The sequence below is a fragment of the Streptomyces sp. NPDC093149 genome, from assembly GCF_044754145.1.
Lineage (GTDB): Bacteria > Actinomycetota > Actinomycetes > Streptomycetales > Streptomycetaceae > Streptomyces.
The window spans coordinates 254,848-270,027 of sequence record NZ_JBIVON010000010.1; the positions used below are offsets into that span (position 1 = coordinate 254,848).

The 15,180-nt window shown below is 71.3% G+C and carries 13 protein-coding genes and 1 pseudogene; 4 read left to right on the forward strand and 10 right to left on the reverse strand.

The genetic code is table 11. The features are described from left to right. The first annotated feature begins 201 nt into the window (after window positions 1-201). Window positions 202-1,050: an endolytic transglycosylase MltG gene (mltG, locus tag ACIQCZ_RS28455; RefSeq protein WP_402286089.1), complete on the forward strand. Its 849-nt coding sequence runs from the start codon at window positions 202-204 to the stop codon at window positions 1,048-1,050. A 124-nt stretch (window positions 1,051-1,174) separates the two neighbouring features. Here mltG and ACIQCZ_RS28460 read toward each other — a convergent pair whose 3' ends face one another. From ACIQCZ_RS28460 to ACIQCZ_RS28485, 6 genes and pseudogenes are all read right to left on the reverse strand, one after another. After that, window positions 1,175-2,296, reverse strand: a complete 1,122-nt coding sequence (locus tag ACIQCZ_RS28460; protein WP_402286254.1) for an NAD(P)-binding domain-containing protein — start codon at window positions 2,294-2,296, stop codon at window positions 1,175-1,177. A 368-nt stretch (window positions 2,297-2,664) separates the two neighbouring features. Continuing rightward, a complete protein-coding gene (locus ACIQCZ_RS28465; RefSeq protein WP_402286091.1) occupies window positions 2,665-3,873 on the reverse strand; it encodes an LLM class flavin-dependent oxidoreductase in 1,209 nt (402 codons plus the stop codon). After that, entirely contained in the window at window positions 3,870-4,505 is a 636-nt protein-coding gene (locus ACIQCZ_RS28470) for a hypothetical protein (RefSeq protein WP_402286094.1), read from the reverse strand. Before ACIQCZ_RS28470 ends, ACIQCZ_RS28465 begins: the two co-directional genes overlap by 4 nt. A gap of 57 nt (window positions 4,506-4,562) precedes the next feature. Further along, on the reverse strand, window positions 4,563-5,333 hold the full coding sequence (locus tag ACIQCZ_RS28475; protein WP_402286096.1) for an ABC transporter ATP-binding protein: 771 nt from the start codon (window positions 5,331-5,333) through the stop codon (window positions 4,563-4,565). Continuing rightward, window positions 5,306-5,628, reverse strand: a pseudogene (locus ACIQCZ_RS28480) (ABC transporter permease subunit); the annotation flags it as partial. The gene ACIQCZ_RS28475 and the pseudogene ACIQCZ_RS28480, both read right to left, overlap by 28 nt. A 253-nt stretch (window positions 5,629-5,881) precedes the next feature. After that, window positions 5,882-5,965 carry a putative leader peptide gene (locus ACIQCZ_RS28485; protein ID WP_350692898.1) on the reverse strand — a complete coding sequence of 28 codons (84 nt, stop codon included), beginning with the start codon at window positions 5,963-5,965 and terminating at the stop codon, window positions 5,882-5,884. A gap of 92 nt (window positions 5,966-6,057) precedes the next feature. Here ACIQCZ_RS28485 and ACIQCZ_RS28490 point away from each other — a divergent pair, with 92 nt between their 5' ends. Beyond that, window positions 6,058-6,480 carry a secondary thiamine-phosphate synthase enzyme YjbQ gene (locus ACIQCZ_RS28490; RefSeq protein WP_402286099.1) on the forward strand — a complete coding sequence of 141 codons (423 nt, stop codon included), beginning with the start codon at window positions 6,058-6,060 and terminating at the stop codon, window positions 6,478-6,480. A gap of 535 nt (window positions 6,481-7,015) precedes the next feature. On the opposite strand, the gene ACIQCZ_RS28495 is transcribed toward ACIQCZ_RS28490, so the two are convergent. Next, entirely contained in the window at window positions 7,016-10,156 is a 3,141-nt protein-coding gene (locus tag ACIQCZ_RS28495; RefSeq protein ID WP_402286102.1) for a tetratricopeptide repeat protein, read from the reverse strand. Window positions 10,157-10,249: 93 nt separating this feature from the next. On the opposite strand from ACIQCZ_RS28495, the gene ACIQCZ_RS28500 reads away from it, so the two are divergent. Further along, window positions 10,250-11,155: a hypothetical protein gene (locus tag ACIQCZ_RS28500; RefSeq protein WP_402286105.1), complete on the forward strand. Its 906-nt coding sequence runs from the start codon at window positions 10,250-10,252 to the stop codon at window positions 11,153-11,155. 609 nt (window positions 11,156-11,764) lie between these two features. On the opposite strand, the gene ACIQCZ_RS28505 is transcribed toward ACIQCZ_RS28500, so the two are convergent. After that, entirely contained in the window at window positions 11,765-12,325 is a 561-nt protein-coding gene (locus tag ACIQCZ_RS28505) for a nucleoside-triphosphatase (protein WP_402286107.1), read from the reverse strand. Between the two features lie 110 nt (window positions 12,326-12,435). Between ACIQCZ_RS28505 and ACIQCZ_RS28510 the strand changes: the two genes are divergently transcribed. Beyond that, on the forward strand, window positions 12,436-12,888 hold the full coding sequence (locus ACIQCZ_RS28510) for a YbhB/YbcL family Raf kinase inhibitor-like protein (protein WP_376214618.1): 453 nt from the start codon (window positions 12,436-12,438) through the stop codon (window positions 12,886-12,888). A gap of 4 nt (window positions 12,889-12,892) precedes the next feature. Here the strand turns inward: ACIQCZ_RS28510 and ACIQCZ_RS28515 are convergent, their stop codons facing one another. Next, the gene (locus ACIQCZ_RS28515) at window positions 12,893-13,537 is read right to left on the reverse strand and encodes a protein-L-isoaspartate(D-aspartate) O-methyltransferase (RefSeq protein ID WP_402286109.1); all 645 of its coding nucleotides are present in this window, start codon (window positions 13,535-13,537) and stop codon (window positions 12,893-12,895) included. Window positions 13,538-13,896: 359 nt separating this feature from the next. Further along, a complete protein-coding gene (locus ACIQCZ_RS28520) occupies window positions 13,897-14,994 on the reverse strand; it encodes a hypothetical protein (protein WP_402286110.1) in 1,098 nt (365 codons plus the stop codon). Window positions 14,995-15,180 lie beyond the last annotated feature (186 nt).

Here is a 15,180-nt window from a genome sequence, read left to right on the forward strand (position 1 = left end):
CTGTGGGACAGCGCAGTCGCGGTCTGCAGCCCGTTGCTTGCGCCCCGTAATCATCATCTTTCGCGGGGGAGTTGAGCAACGAATAGCGAAACGATCACGCGTTCCAGCGAACATCCGATCCCCTGTTCGTGTGTTCTGTCGCGGGTGGCGGGGTCAGTGTCGACCGGTTCCGGATTCCGGGCGGCGGGATAGCGTGCCCGCATGGTGAACGAGTCCCCGGACATGCCGCCGCACCACACGCACCGTGCCCCGCGCCGCGGGCGCCTGGCGCTGTTGATCGGTGTCGTCCTCGTTCTCGTCGTGGCGGCAGCGATCCTCGTACCGTTGCTGACGCGGGGGCCCGAGGTCGAGCAGGCCCGCCCACTCGTGGTCCCCGAAGGCCGGCGGGCGTCCCAGGTGTACGCCGCGGTCGACCGGGCCCTGTCCGTCGCGTCCGGCACCACGGAGAAGGCCGCCGCAGCGGCGGATCTGCCGCTGCCGGCCGAGGCGAACGGCAACCCCGAGGGCTACCTCTTCCCGGCGACCTACCCCATCACCTCCCGCACCACCGTGAAGGGCCTGCTCAGGTACATGGTCGACACGGCGGTCGAGCGATTCGGCGCGGACCACATCAGCACGGGTGCGCGGCGCAATGGGGTCTCCGTCTACCGGACGGTGACGATCGCCAGCATCGTGCAGGCCGAAGCGGACACCGACCACGACATGGGCAAGGTCGCCAGAGTCATCTACAACCGGCTGCACCGGGGCATGCCGCTCCAGATGGACTCCACGCTCAACTACGCCCTGAACCGCAGCTCCCTGGACACCACCACCGGCGACACGAAGATCGACAGCCCGTACAACAGCTATGAGCGCAAGGGGCTGCCGCCCACCCCCATCGGGAATCCGGGGGAGCAGGCGACGACGGCGGCGATCACCCCCGCACCCGGACCATGGCTGTACTTCGTCACGGTCGCGCCGGGGGACACGCGCTTCACCAGCAGCTACGCGGAACAGCGGAGGAACGTGGAGGAGTTCAACCGCAACCGCCGCAGCGCGTCCAGCGGCTGAGCGCCGAAGGGCCTGAGCGCCGAGCAACTCAGTACCTGAGCACCCTGGCCGTCGATACCCACCGCTGCCGACCACGTCCGGTCGGCACCCGTCCGTCACGTCGGCGCTGTCGGCACCCGTGCCGTCACACCACGGCAGGGGCGAACTCTTCGTCCGTCCCTCTCCCCGTTCCCCTCCCCGCCTCCGGCTCGTCCAGCAGCCGTGTGATCGCACGCACCGCTGCCCGCCCGGCCCGGTTGGCGCCGATCGTGCTGGCGGACGGCCCGTACCCGACGAGGTGGATCCGTCCGTCCCGCACCGCCCGCGTGCCCTCGACCCGGATGCCGCCGCCCGGCTCCCGCAGCTTCAACGGCGCGAGATGATCGATGGCCGCCCGGAATCCGGTCGCCCAGAGGATGACATCGGCCTCGACCGTGCGGCCGTCGTCCCAGGCGACCCCGGTCGACGTGATCCGGTCGAACATCGGCAACCGGTCGAGGACGCCCTTCTCGCGGGCGCGTCGGATCGCGTCGGTGAGCGGCAGCCCGGTCACGCTCACCACACTCTGCGGAGGCAGCCCGCGCCGTACTCGTTCCTCCACCATCGCCACGGCGGCCCGTCCCCGGTCCGCGTCGAACGGCCCGTCCCGGAAGACCGGCGGCCGACGGGTCACCCAGTACGTCTCCGCCGCCACCTCGGCGATCTCCATCAGATGCTGCGTACCGGAGGCTCCGCCACCGACCACCACCACGCGCTGCCCCGCGAACTCGTCGGGCCCCGGGTAGTTCGCGGTGTGCAGCTGCCGCCCCCGGAAGGTCTCCTGGCCCGGGTAGCGCGGCCAGAACGGCCGGTCCCAGGTGCCGGTGGCGTTGATGAGGGCGCGGGTGGCATACGTACCCTCGGACGTCTCGACGAGCAGCCGCCCGCCGTCGCCCTCACGCACCGCGCTCACCTCGACCGGCCGGTGGACCCGCAGATCGAAGGTGTGTTCATAGGCGTCGAAGTACTCGCCGATCACCTCGGACGAGGGTCGGCCGTCATCGGCTCCGGTGAGTTCCATGCCCGGTAGGGCGTGCATTCCATGGACCTTGCCGTATGTCAGTGAGGGCCAGCGGAACTGCCAGGCCCCGCCGGGGCGGGGGGCGTGATCGAGCACGACGAAGTCACGGTCGGGTTCCAGGCCGACGCGTCGCAGGTGGTAGGCGCCGGACAATCCCGCCTGTCCGGCGCCCACTACGACGACATCGACCGTCCGTGCTGAGGCCACCCCGAAGTTGTTCACGCTTCTACCAACTTGTCCGGGGGTGCGGATCTTCCCTGGAGCGGCCGCGATTCTCACCGGCCCCTCGACGGCCCGGCCGGTCGACGGGGACGCGGAGACGCCGCCCGACCGGCTCACGGCCTGGTGCACGACAGCGAGCGGGCTCCCGGCGTCATGCGGCTCCGCCTCCGGCGTTGTCGTCGGTCGACGACGCCCCGCGTCGCCTCCCTCCTCCGCCTCGGATCCGAAGCCGCATGACGCGGCTCGCCGATCCACCCCCTGTCGTGCACCAGGCCGTCACCTCCTCGACCGCTCCGGCCGGCCGACTGCCCAGACAGCCCGGCTCGCCGCTCCGACGAACTCCCCGACCGGGCTCAGCGGCCGTCGGCGATCAGCAGCGGAGCCCCGCCCGGCGCGGACGCGGGGCGGCCGTTCGCGGCGGGCATCCCGAGCAGCGGCGACGCCGGGACGGTGGAGAGCAGGCCGCGCGCTGCCAGCTCGGGTGTCACGCCCTCGCCGAACCAGTACGCCTCCTCCAGATGCGGGTAACCGGACAGCACGAAGTGCTCCACACCCAGCGCGTGGTACTCCTCGATGCGGTCGGCGACCTCCGCATGACTTCCGACCAGCGCGGTGCCCGCACCGCCCCGTACCAGGCCGACACCCGCCCACAGATTCGGCGCGATCTCCAGCTTGTCGCGTGAGCCGCCGTGCAGCGCCAGCATCCGCTGCTGCCCGACCGACTCGCTCCGCCCCAACGCCTGCTGAGCGGCGGCGATCGTCTCGGCATCGAGATCGTCCAGAAGCCGGTTCGCCGTCGCCCACGCCTCGCGCGAGGAGTCGCGGGAGATGGTGTGCAGCCGGATACCGAAACGGACCGTTCGGCCCTGTTCCTGCGCCAGTCCACGGATCCAGTCGATCTTCTCCTTCACCGCCGCCGGGGGCTCGCCCCAGGTCAGATAGACATCGGCGTGCGCGGCGGCCACCGGCCCCGCAGCCGCCGACGACCCACCGAAGAAGATGTCCGGGAGCGGGTCCGGCGGCAGCGCGGTCAGTCCGCCGTCCACCCGGTAGTGCTCACCGTCGAAATCAAAGGGCCGTCCGCTCCACGCACCCCGCACCACCGAGAGGAACTCCGCGGTCCGCGCATAGCGCCGGTCGTGGTCCAGATGGTCGCCGAAGCGCCGCTGCTCCGTCGAGTCGCCACCCGTGACCACATTGAGCAGCAACCGTCCCCTGGTGATCCGCTGATACGTCGCCGCCATCTGCGCGGCGAGCACCGGCGAGATCACACCCGGACGGAACGCCACCAGGAACTTGAGCCGGTCGGTGTGCTGAGCCAGGGCGACCGTCGTCAGCCAGGCGTCCTCGCACCAGGTTCCCGTGGGTGTCAGCACAGCCTCGAATCCCAGCTGTTCGGCGGCCTTGGCGATCTGCGCCAGATACTCGATGTCGGGCGCGCGCACCCCGCTCACCGGGTTGGTCCGGTTCCGCTTGATCCCGCCGTTGGTGTATGCGTGCCGGTCGACGAGCGTACGGCCGTCACCCCCGGTGGGCAGGAACCAGTGCAGATGAACATTCATGACGAGGCCTTTCGGTACGGGCGGGGAATCGTGGAGGACGGGGGCAGATCACGGTTGAAGCGGGTGTCGACGTAGTCCTTGAAGGAGAAGCGCCTAGGAACGAGTTTCATATCGAAGAAGGTGTCGGCGATCGCCTGCGCGCAAGCGATCGCGTCAGGATCGACAGCAACGGGCACCCTCGTCCCGTGACTGCGCTCGACCGCGTCCGGGGCCACCTCGTAGGGCAGCCCGGTCTCCTTCGCCCAGACCTTCGCCCACGCCTTTGGGTGTGTGAACACCCAGTCCTGCGCACGCTGCAGGCGGAGCAGCAGGCCGCCGATGACCTCGGACTTCGTGGCGTCCTCCGGAGGGGTGTTGCCGACGCCCCCGATGTCCACCGCCTCGGCGTTCACCGCCTCCAGAAGGGGTGGCCCCGAGGTGGAGGTCGACCATGTGATCCGGCGGCCGAGGCCGTCCAGCTCGCCGGACGCATGCCGGATCGCCTCGCAACCACCCTTCTGGTCACCGACGTCGAGGATGACACCGCCCGTCCCGTCGGTGTTGCCCGTGGTCGAGGCGGACATGGCTCCGTCGCAGGTGGTCAGCAGCAGGATGAGGGGCAGGAGCGGGGCGGACAGGGTACGGATTCGCATCGGCTTCTCCTTCCTCGGGGCGGGCCGGAGACCGGCGGGCAACGCCTGATTCGCCGTTCAGCCGGGCTCGGCGGGGCCGGTCGCGCTGTCGACGCCCAGCTCGGCCAGCAGCCGGGAGCGCAGCGCACCGAACGCCGGGCCGCCCACGGCGCGCGGTCGGCCCAGGGCGACGGGCGTCTCGTACGCGATGGCTCCGTCCCGCATCACCAGCGCACGGTCGGCCAGCAGCAGTGCCTCGTCCACGTCATGCGTGACCAGCAGGACGGCGCAGCCGCGCCGCTGCCAGAGTTCGGCCACCAGTCGCTGAGCCCTGATCCGGGTCGACGCGTCCAGCGCGCCGAACGGTTCGTCGAGCAGCATCAGATCGGGCTCGTGGACCAGCGCCCGGGCCGGCGAGCCGCGTTGCGCCTCGCCCCCGGAGAGCGTCCTGGGCCACGCTCCGGACCGCTTCGAGAGTCCGACTTCCATCGACACACGTTCCGCCGGAGCCCGTTCGGGCCTTCCGGGCAGCCCGAGCAGCACATTGCGCCACACCCGCTTCCACGGCGTCAGCCGAGGTGACTGGAAGGCGACCGCCCGCCGCCTCGGTACGAGCACGGTGCCCTCGATCTCCCTGTCCAGCCCTGCCAGTACCCGCAGCAGAGTGGACTTCCCGCAGCCGCTGCGGCCGAGGAGCGCGGTGAACTCACCTGCGTGCAGGCTGAGATCGAGCCCGTCGATGACGGCCCGGCCGTCGAAGGAACGGGTCAGCCCCTCGACCCGCACGGCGATCTTCGGGCTGGTGGCCGGAGCGGGCGAGCTCACTGGCCGGTGAACGTCGGTCGCCATTGCAACAGCAGCCTTTCGAGAACGCGGACGTGACATCGGCAGCGAGGCCGAGGAACGCACGGACGACCAGGCAGACGACGATGACATCGGTGCGGAAGAACTCCCGGGCCTGATTCATCAGGAAGCCGCCGCCGGCATCGGCGTTGAGGGAACCGCCGAAGACCAGGGCCGGCCATGCCGTGGCGAGTGAACAGCGCGGCCCCGTCATCGCCCCGGGCAGTGCGCCCGGCAGCACCACGTGCCGGATGAGCCCCCATCGGCCGAGCCCCGACGACTCACCGGCTTCGACGAGCCGGAATTCTGAGGACATGTCCGGTGGGACGAGAGCATGGCCGGTGGTCATGGGGGCTCCATCGAGCAGTCCGCGGACGGGGGAGCCGCACTCGGCCGCACGCGTATGTGAACCACTGCCGTGATCACGGCACAGCGGCTACGGCTCGCGGTCGGTGGTGCGGCTTGTGCCGGGGCACGTGCGAACAAGCACGTACAGCGGAGGGGACGGGCGGCCGGTGCGGCCGGTCACCGAAGAAGGAGGAGCCGAAAGAACGTCAGCAACCGCGGCGACAGGCGGCGGAGGCCACCCGCAGCAGGTCGATGTGACCGCGCGAAGTGAGCAGGGCTGAACGGAACATGGCGCCGAACGTAGCGATCCATGACTGAGACGGTCAATGGTGTCTCGGCACGTGGACGCGCGGTCTCGCCGCCAGAGCGAGAAGATGGAGCCATGCCCCACGCCTTCACGACGAGCGTCCTGCACATCACCACCGGAGCGACGGAGGCCGTCACCGACCTCACGCACGACTGCGAGCAGTTCCTCGCCCGGACCGCCGCAGACAGGGACGGTCTGCTCAATATCTTCGTACCGCACGCAACCGCCGGCATCGCCCTCCTCGAAATCGGATCGGGCAGCGACGAAGACCTGCTGGCCACCCTCCACACCCTGCTCCCCGCCGACGAGCGCTGGCAGCACCGCCACGGCACCCCCGGTCACGGCCGCGATCACGTACTGCCCGCCCTCGTCCCACCGCACGCGACACTGCCGGTGATCGGGGGCAGGCTGGAACTGGGGACGTGGCAGTCGGTGTGCCTGGTCGACACGAACGTCTCGAACCGCGACCGTCAGGTGCGGTTGTCGTTCCTCGGGTAGGGGTAACGTCCGCCGTCACTGTAGGAGCGACTTCCGGCCGCACCAAATGAGACGCCGCCGGTCGATAGGGTCGGCACCGATACACCCCCGTCCGGCACCGGGAAGCCGCCCCAAACCCACAGAAAGCCACGACGGGGGAGCTTTGGCAAGCCGCTCGCCCGCCGCGGCGGCGGCCCTCACATTGCCAACCGTGGCGTTTGTTTCCCGTGACTGGTGCGCCGCTCAGCGCTGCTCCACGCGAACGGTACCGCTCATCGGCACCCGCCTACGCAAACCACCATGACGATATCGCCCAGTCAAGGTCAGTAACCTGCGATTTCGGGACGCTGATCGCGTCCGCTGCGGTGAGGTGTGTACGTCGGGGCGCAGCCGGCCGGTGATGCTGGCGGCCAGCACCACCGGCCGTCCACCGCCCGGGGCAGCGGCATCGCGGTCGGCGCCCGCCGAAGCCGGGCCACCTCCACCCGGCCCGCGGCCAGCGCTTCGTATAGCCGGCTGTGATCGCATTCCGGTAACCCGGTCCGGTTCCGCCCGGTCAGCCGCCCAGCAGCCCGTCCAATTCCTTCCGTGCCCTGCGCGTGTCCCGGTGCTCTTCGCCCAGGATCCGCGCACGGTCGGCGACGACCTCGCGGAGCAGGGCCACCGCCGACTCGACCTCTCCTAGCCGTGCCAGGGTCCGGGCCCGACCGAGCCTCGTCGTGATGACCTCCGGGTGCTCGGGGTTGGCGTAGCGCGCCAGCCGCTGCTCCAGCAGGATGTCCAGTTCGGCGAGCGCCGTGACCGGGTCGCCAAGCTCGGCCTTCAGCATGGCGATGTTGTAGCGGGTGATCATGACGGCCGGGTGGGTGTCGCCGAGCACCTCCCGCTGGTCGCGGAGCACCTCCTCGTGCAGCGGCAGCGCGCCCGCGGCGTCTCCCAGCTCCCACGTGAACCGTGCGGTGTTCAGCCGGACCAGGAAGGTGTTCGGGTGGTACGCGCCGCGGACCCGGGTGACGAGGGGCAGCAGCTCGCCGTAGCCGTCAAGCGTCTCCTGGAGGCGCCCCGACTCGCCCAGGAACCTGCAGATGTTCATCCGGCTGAATACCACTTGCTCGTGCTCCTCGCCGAACGCCTCGATCCGGTCCCGAAGGAGCTCGGCGTGCAGTTCCAGGGCCTGGTCATAGCGGCCCAGCATGCCGTGCCAGTACGCGATGTAGTGCCGCTCCTCCAGGACGGCCGCGTCCGTCGGGCTCAGCACGCGTTCGAGGTCCGGCAGCAGCTCCTCGTGCAGCCGCAGCCCCTCCTCCCGGGCGCCGCCGCGACCCGTCCAGTACGCGATGTGGTGCCGGGTGTCCAGGGTGCGCGGGTCGTCGGGGCCGAGGAGGCGCTCCTGTTCGGCGAGCACCTCCCGGTGCAAGGCCACGGCCTCGGCGAAGTCACCCGTCTCGCCGGTCGCGTACGCGATGCGGGAGCGGGTCTCGAGCAGCTCGGGATCGTCCGCGTCGAGCACCCGCAGCTGGTCCGGCAGCAGCTCCCGGTACAGCTCGCGGGCACGCCCGTACGCCCCCGACTTGCTCGTCCAGTACGCCGTGCGGGCCCGGGCGCGCAGGGTCGCCGGTGCGTCCGCGCCGAGGCGCTCCCCGAGGCGCTCGGCCCAGCTCGCCCAGCGGGCCCGGTTCACCGGCGCCTCCGGTGCGGCGCGCAGCTCCAGGCTTGCCAGGAGCCGCTCATACAGCGCCGCGGTGGCGTTCTCGTCGGGCGCGGCGAGAGCCACCTGCCACAGGTGCTCGGGCTCGGCCTGCTCGGCGTAGCGGTGCAGAGCGTCGTCGGACGTGTGCTGTTCCATGGGAGCCATGATCTCCAGCGCGTCGCAGAGCGCGCGATGCCCCTTCACCAGGTCCTGCTCCACCGCCACGTACTCGAGGAGGGACGGGTGGTACACGCCGAGCAGTTCGGTGCCCGACGGGCCGGGTGAACGGACCAGGAGGCCATCGAGGAGACGCAGCACCAGGCCGACCGCCTCCTCGTCGGCCGGGCCGCCCAGTTCCCCGGCCGCCCGGGCGAGCAGAGGCCGGGGCAGGGTCATGCCGGGGCCGGAGGCGGCGACGACGAGCAGGACCGGGTTGAGCCAGGCGGAGGCGCCGTACGAGGAGGCATGGTTCCGCAGCGGGATCAGCGCCTTGTAGTAGGCGTCCGCCAGTCCCTCACCGACCTCGGCTGCCACGGACGGGCCGAAATCGGCCAGGACCTTCGTGAGCTGCCAGTTCCCGTCCCGCCGGGCGAGGATCACCCGCTGGGCGTCCTCCGGTACCCGCCGGGCCCGAAGGAAGGCGCGCAGGTTCCGGTCGTCGGGCACCGGGACCGGCAGCTGATGCCAGTCCTCGGGCAGTGCCACCCACTCCTGGACTGTGGTCACCACGCCGAACCACTCCGGTGCCGCGTCCCGCAGTGCCGCGAGCTCCGTGAACAGTGCGGAGCGGCTCGTCGGGTCCTTCACCTGGTCGAGGCCGTCCACGACGACTCGCACCGCCTCGCGTGCCTCCATCAGGCCGAGCGGTCCTGCCACCTCCGCGACCATGCTCGGCAGCAGCGTGCTCTTCGCCTCGGGAACCCGTGCTTGGTACGCCCTACGCGCGGTGTCGAAACCCGGCAGGTACATGCGGAGCTGACGGCCCATCTGCTCGACGGTGGTCCCAGACGCCCACGCTGCGTCGCTGAGCCGCACGACGGCGCAGACCGTCGCGGCGGTGTCCGCCTCGTCCTCGGGCAGCAGCTCGGGACGGGCGAGCGCGGTCGCGATCGTCGTCTTGCCCGTGCCCATGGCGCCGACCACGGCCACGAGCCGGTTCAGGCGGACGAGCCGGGCGATCCGGGCCAGTTCAGCGGGCGGCTGGAAGTGACGCAGGGCGGGCACCAGGATCTGTTGGTCGGGAGAACCGGCCAGCACGCTCAGCTTCTGGTCGTGCGCCACGTTGCGGGTGATCCACGTCTCCGACGGGGCCTTGCGCGAACCCGTGCCCCCGTCGAACGAGACCGCCTGCGGAATCTGACGCCGCAGCAGCGTCTGGACCCTCAGGCGTACCGCCTTCGTCTCCAGGAACGAGTCGAGCCGGATGTCCCCGTGGCGGACGAGCTGGGTGAGGATCCGCGAGAACTGCAGGTCGTAGGAGACCCGGTCGTTGGAGGAGGTCAGCACCTCGACCGTGCGGCCGGCCTGCATGGCGGACCTGAGCCAGCCCTCGGCCGCGGCCAGGAGGGCGTGGCCGGAGAAGCATCCGTCGACCACGAGGGTCAGGTCCGGCACGCCCCCGTACCGCTGGGCCATCCGGCCGACCTCGCCGGGCAGGTCGAGAGCCGTCTCGGGGCCGGGCGCGGCCGGTGTGGAGCTGATCGGGAAGAGGAAATCGCCCCCCTCGGGGTGAAACCCGTGGCCGAGGAACCCGAGCAGCAGGGAGGCACGCGCCGCCTGCGCCTCCCGGAACGCCTCCTCCACGGCATCGGTCACCTCGGACACCGTTCGTGGGTTCATCAGCAGCCCGTCACCGTACGCGGGAGCGTACGAACCACGCTTCGGGTCCAGTAACAGCCTCGTCAACTCGCGTGCGTACGGCTCCAGTCGGACCAGCCGGTCCTCCTCCTTCTTCTCGTGGACGTCCCAGTGGGAAGCGATCACCAGCGTTCTGCGCTCAGCTGCCATGCGCGCATTATGGGCGTGCCCGGGCACGGGGAACCATCGCCCAGGCCCCACGCGTTGGGGTGGGAACGACGACAACGCGCGGCTGGGGGAGGCATGGCAGAGCTGGTCATGGTGCACGGCATCGGACCCGAGGACGAGACCGAGCAGCGGCTGCGGGAGGACTGGACGCGGACCCTCGCGCGCACGCTGCGGGATAACGGCCGCGCCGAGGCGGCTGACCGCATCGAGGGCGGGGTGGTGACGGCCGACATGGCCTACTATCGCCGCCTGTACCAGGACTATGCGCCCCACGGCGACTCCGACGTACGGCTGCCCGCCCCGGTCGCGGCCACCGGCGGGGAGGTCGCCTGGGACATCATCGACAACATCCGCCGACACGCCTCCGACCCCGACGACAGGGACGAGGCCGCCGAGGCCCTGGAGGAGCTGACCGTCGATGTCGGCCCGGAACAGGGGCCGTTGGAGCCGCTGCGCATGCTCGTTTCGATGATGGGACGGCTCGGCCCCATCGCCCGCTCCGGATTCGCCGCGCTCAGCAGCACCGGCGCGTTCCACCTCGGGCAGGTGGCCGCCTACCTGGACGACGAGTGGGTCCGGGAAGGCGCGATCGAGGCCGTGCTGTCCCGAGTGACCCCCGACACCAAGGCGGTCCTGGCCCACTCGCTCGGCACCGTCGTCGCCTACGAGGCGCTGCACCGGCTCGACCAGCCACTGCCGTTGCTCGTCACTTTCGGATCGCCGCTCGGGCTGCGCTCGATCATCCGCGGCCGGCTGCGCCCGCAGCCGCTGCGTTCGCCGGCCCACCTCAAGCGCTGGGTGAACGTCGCCGACCGCGACGACTTCATCGTCGCCACGCTGAGGCTGCGGAAGCTCTTTCCCGAGGACGACGCCGTGCTCGAACGCACCCGGCGGGTCAGCAACCGCGACTTCGACCCGCACGCGGCGACGGAGTACCTCAGCCGCTGGGAGACGGTGGAGCCGCTCGCCGAGCTGCTCTGAGCCATGGTCGGGTTCTGCTCGCAGGGCTGGCGCTCCATCCGGCGTCGTCGTGTCGGGAAAGGGCGTCCACGGCGCCGGCTGGTACATCTCCGGAGCCGGATGGCCCGGGGTTGTCTTAACGGAGTTCGGTGGATACGAACACGGACAATCCGGAGCGTCAGGTCCGGCTGTCGTTCCTCGGGTAGCGGCACGGTGGGCGCGTGTCCGGCCTGCCTGCACGCCTCGCCCCCGTGCAGCGGGCCGGTGCGCTCGCCGCCCGTCCGGGGTTCCGGCGCGGGCCGCACCAGCGGCCGGCCGCCGGGCCCGCTGAGCCGTTGTTCGGATACCCATGACGCACCCGCACCGCCCCGCGAGTCCTTCCGGGCCCGGTGGCGACGCACCCGGGAAGGGAGCGGCGAAATGAGCACCCGGGAGACCTTCTTCGCACGGATCACACAGTCGCACCGGCCGACGTACCCGCGACCGGGATACCCGGTAGCGTCCCCGTCCTCCGCGACTACCGGAGCGGTCACGCCGGAAACGATCCCGCAGCCCTCTTCGCCGAGCGCGTCGCCGAGTACCGGGCCACCGTGACCCGCACGACCGAGGATGGCGTCGCAGGCCGATCCCTCATCCGTGGGAGCGAGGGCTCCCGTGCGTCCGGGGCTGCTGGAGTCGGGCCGCGAGCTCCCCCGGCAGGACGTCCCGGTTCGCCGCAGTGAGCCGGACGACCTCGATGTCGGCGCGCCGCTTGAGGGCGTCGGTGAACGGATCGCGGTGCGTGTGGACCGTGGCGACGACGTCGACCTCTGCGACGAACAGCGCGCCGACCGCGTGCCGGAACGCCGTACACGCCAGTTCCATCCGCCCCAGTTCGTCGATGAGCACCAGCCGCCCTGTTGCCTCCTCGGTTGCTGCCGGTCGAAGCGACGCCAGCGCCAGTCCTTCCATGACGCCCAGGTCGACGCCGTATTTCCCTACCAGTGGCGGACCGGGCAGGTCGACATGGGCGAGCACCTCCCGCCGGCCTGCCAGGGTCTCCAGGGCGAAACCGACGCGGGCGCCGGACTGCCGGATCTCCTCCGTGGTGAAGCCGGTGGCCGCGTCGGCGGGCAGCAGTGCGGCCAGCCGGCGGAGGGCGGTCGTCTTGCCCGCGCCGGGGCGGCCCTCGAGCAGGATCCTTGTCGGCACGGTGCCATCCTCGCTCCCGCTTCCGGTAGCGGCCCGGGTGGGCTCGGCCGAACGGGGGATTCGGGGTGCGGACCGGTGCCGGTGCCGCCGTTGCGGGTAAGGCGGCGCGCATGAGCGGAATTGAACTCAGCAGCACCGCGTTCGACGACAGAACGGTGATCCCCCGTCGGTACAGCGGGGAGGGTGAGAACATCTCACCGCCTCTGACCTGGTCGGGGGTGCCCCACGAGGCCATGGAGCTGGTGCTCCTGTGCGAGGACCCGGACGCGCCGGGGACGACCTTCCTGCACTGGCTGGTGACCGGCATCGATCCGAGGACCACCGGGGCGGCGGAGGGCCAGAAGCCCCAGGGGGGCCTTCCGTGGCCCAATGGCTTCGGCCGCGTCGGCTGGGGAGGACCGATGCCTCCACCGGGGCACGGGCCGCACCGCTACTTCTTCCGCCTGTACGCCCTGTCCGAGCCGCTGCCGCTGCACGACCACCCGGGCGCCGAGGACGTGCACCGTGCCTTGAAGGGCAGGGAGCTGGCCTCCGGCACCCTGGTCGGGACCTATCAGCGCTGACGCGTCAGTGCTGGTCGTAGCCATGGGCGCCGTACAGCCGGACGAACCGGGCCGCGGTGACCATTCTGCGATGCACCAGGCCGCGGGCCCGCCGCTCGTACAGCTGGACGTGCTCCTGCCCACCGTGCCCGATCGGCTGGACGAGCCGGCCACCGATGCGGAGCTGATCCACGAGCGGCTCAGGCACTCGCGGGAAGGCCGCGCAGACGATGACGGCGTCGTACGGGGCACGGGCCGGCACCCCGAGGGTCCCGTCGCCGAGTACGACTTCGGCATTGCCGACGCCCTGCCGGGCCAGCCGCGAGCGGGCCTCGTCGACCAGGTCGGGCCGGCGCTCGACGCTGACGACGTACGCGGCCAAGCGGGCCAGCAGCGCGGTCTGCCAGCCGTATCCGGTCCCGACCTCCAGGACCTGTTCGTCGCCGGTGAGGCCGAGAGCGGAGACCATCATGGCGATCAGCGAGGGCTGGGTGGTCACCTGCCCGTGGGGGAGCGGCACGGGCGTGTCCCGGTACGCGGATGCCACCTCGTCCGCGGGGACGAAATCCGCCCGGGGGATGCTCCGTACGGCCTCCAGGACACGGCCGTCGGTCACGCCCATGGCGTGGGCCGCACGGACCAGGTCCTCGGGGGTCCTTTCATGGGGCATCGGACCGTGGGGCCACGTCACAGCCGATGGGTTCGTAGTGGTCCGGGCCGGGCCGCTCGGCCATCGGCTCGGTGAACCGGCCCTGCTGGCCGAGCCACCGGGCGGCGGACCGTCGTCCGATCCAGGGAGCACCCCGGCACATCGGCCGACGCCGGCAGCGCTACCGCCCAGGTCCTGGGCGGGGTGATCAGCACGTCCGTCTCCATTGCACCGCTCCTGCTCCTGTCCATGCGTCCCACCCACCGTTCATCCGCCGCGCTGCCGCTCCGGCCCAGTGTCGGCACGTTCCGCGCGCGGCGCGATCCGGGGCGGTCGGGCGCAAGGGGCGACCCGTGAACCGGGGGCGCAGCGCGCCGGCGTCAGGACGGGGTCCCCGGGTCGGTGTACCGCAGCAGGGCGCCCACGCCCTCGTGCAGCCTCAGCTCGTTCTCCGGTACGACGACCAGTTCGGCACCGGTGCCGACGAGGGCCCGGACGAGGGCCTCGTCGGCGCGTTCCTCGCGTGGGGCCCGAACGCCGAAGGACATCAGCTCCGCCTCGGTCAGGGCGAGCTGAGTGGGCCGGGAGCCCGCCCAGAGCCGCAGCGAAGACCCTGGCGGCCGGTTCAGCAGCAGTGCCGCGACCTGGCCGCGCTGGAGGGCGGCGACGGTCGCGGCCAGCCCCTCCGTCATGGGTCCGTCCAGGGCCCGTCGGCCGATGAAGATGTCCACGAGTTCCCGGTCGTGCGCGGCCATGCGGCCGCGGAAGACGCCGTCGAGCTGCGGCTCCAGCAGGGCGCGTCCGGTGTCGGTGGGGGTCCGGCCGCCCACGCGTACGACCTTGTCCCGCAGGGCGTGCGGCAGGCGGCGGATCAATACGTTGCACGCCCACTCGTCCCCGCCCACGACGACGGCGTCGGCATGGGCGCGCCGCGCCCGTTCGTCCAGCCGGTGCCCGAGCCGGAGGGAGGTGCGGTGCCAGGTCGCCACCGCGACCCTGCGGTGCAGCCGCTCACCCGGGGTGACGGTGGACGCGGGCCAGATGCCGGTCTCCGCCTCCAGAGTCACCCAGCCGTGGGTCTCGGCGGTCGGAAGGCCGCCGTAGTGGACGACCACGGCCATGTAGGGAATCTCCGGAACGTGCTGGGTGACCAGGGGCATCGCGTCCGGCAGCGTGCTGTAGCGCGCGGAGTCGCGTTCGGGCGGCCTGGGCAGCTCCCCGTCCAGGACGAGTGTGCCGTGGGCGGCGAAGATGGCCTGACCGTGCGTCCCCGGCACCTCTGTGTCGGCACCGACCGCCTCCTCCAGTACGTTCAGCAGTGCCCGGTCCGAGCCCTGACGGGACAGACTCTCGCGCAGTCGCCGCCAGCGCAGCGCGATCGCCCGCTCGGGATGCTCGACGTCTCGGGAGGTATCCAGATACACGGAGGCGAACGGGCCCGGCTCCGCGTAGAGGGGTTCAAGAAACGACAACCTCATCGCCACTCCTCGTCGATGGTCTCCCCTCCTTCGATGATGCGCGCCCCCGGGGACGATGGAGCTCGACCAGCGCAAAGCGGTGCGGAACGCGGGGCGATCGGGCGTCGGACGCCGGCCCATCGTGAGCATGGTGGCGGTGACCAGGCCGTCCAGCACCGCCGGGCCGCGGACAGGGACAGCAGGGTG

Excerpts from the sequence above, each read along its gene's own strand:
- mltG (WP_402286089.1), top strand. The coding sequence starts at position 202 with ATGGTGAACGAGTCCCCGGACATGCCGCCGCACCACACGCACCGTGCC.
- ACIQCZ_RS28465 (WP_402286091.1), bottom strand. The coding sequence starts at position 3,873 with ATGAATGTTCATCTGCACTGGTTCCTGCCCACCGGGGGTGACGGCCGT.
- ACIQCZ_RS28470 (WP_402286094.1), bottom strand. The coding sequence starts at position 4,505 with ATGCGAATCCGTACCCTGTCCGCCCCGCTCCTGCCCCTCATCCTGCTG.
- ACIQCZ_RS28475 (WP_402286096.1), bottom strand. The coding sequence starts at position 5,333 with ATGGCGACCGACGTTCACCGGCCAGTGAGCTCGCCCGCTCCGGCCACC.
- ACIQCZ_RS28485 (WP_350692898.1), bottom strand. The coding sequence starts at position 5,965 with ATGTTCCGTTCAGCCCTGCTCACTTCGCGCGGTCACATCGACCTGCTG.
- ACIQCZ_RS28490 (WP_402286099.1), top strand. The coding sequence starts at position 6,058 with ATGCCCCACGCCTTCACGACGAGCGTCCTGCACATCACCACCGGAGCG.
- ACIQCZ_RS28495 (WP_402286102.1), bottom strand. The coding sequence starts at position 10,156 with ATGGCAGCTGAGCGCAGAACGCTGGTGATCGCTTCCCACTGGGACGTC.
- ACIQCZ_RS28500 (WP_402286105.1), top strand. The coding sequence starts at position 10,250 with ATGGCAGAGCTGGTCATGGTGCACGGCATCGGACCCGAGGACGAGACC.
- ACIQCZ_RS28510 (WP_376214618.1), top strand. The coding sequence starts at position 12,436 with ATGAGCGGAATTGAACTCAGCAGCACCGCGTTCGACGACAGAACGGTG.
- ACIQCZ_RS28515 (WP_402286109.1), bottom strand. The coding sequence starts at position 13,537 with ATGCCCCATGAAAGGACCCCCGAGGACCTGGTCCGTGCGGCCCACGCC.
- ACIQCZ_RS28520 (WP_402286110.1), bottom strand. The coding sequence starts at position 14,994 with ATGAGGTTGTCGTTTCTTGAACCCCTCTACGCGGAGCCGGGCCCGTTC.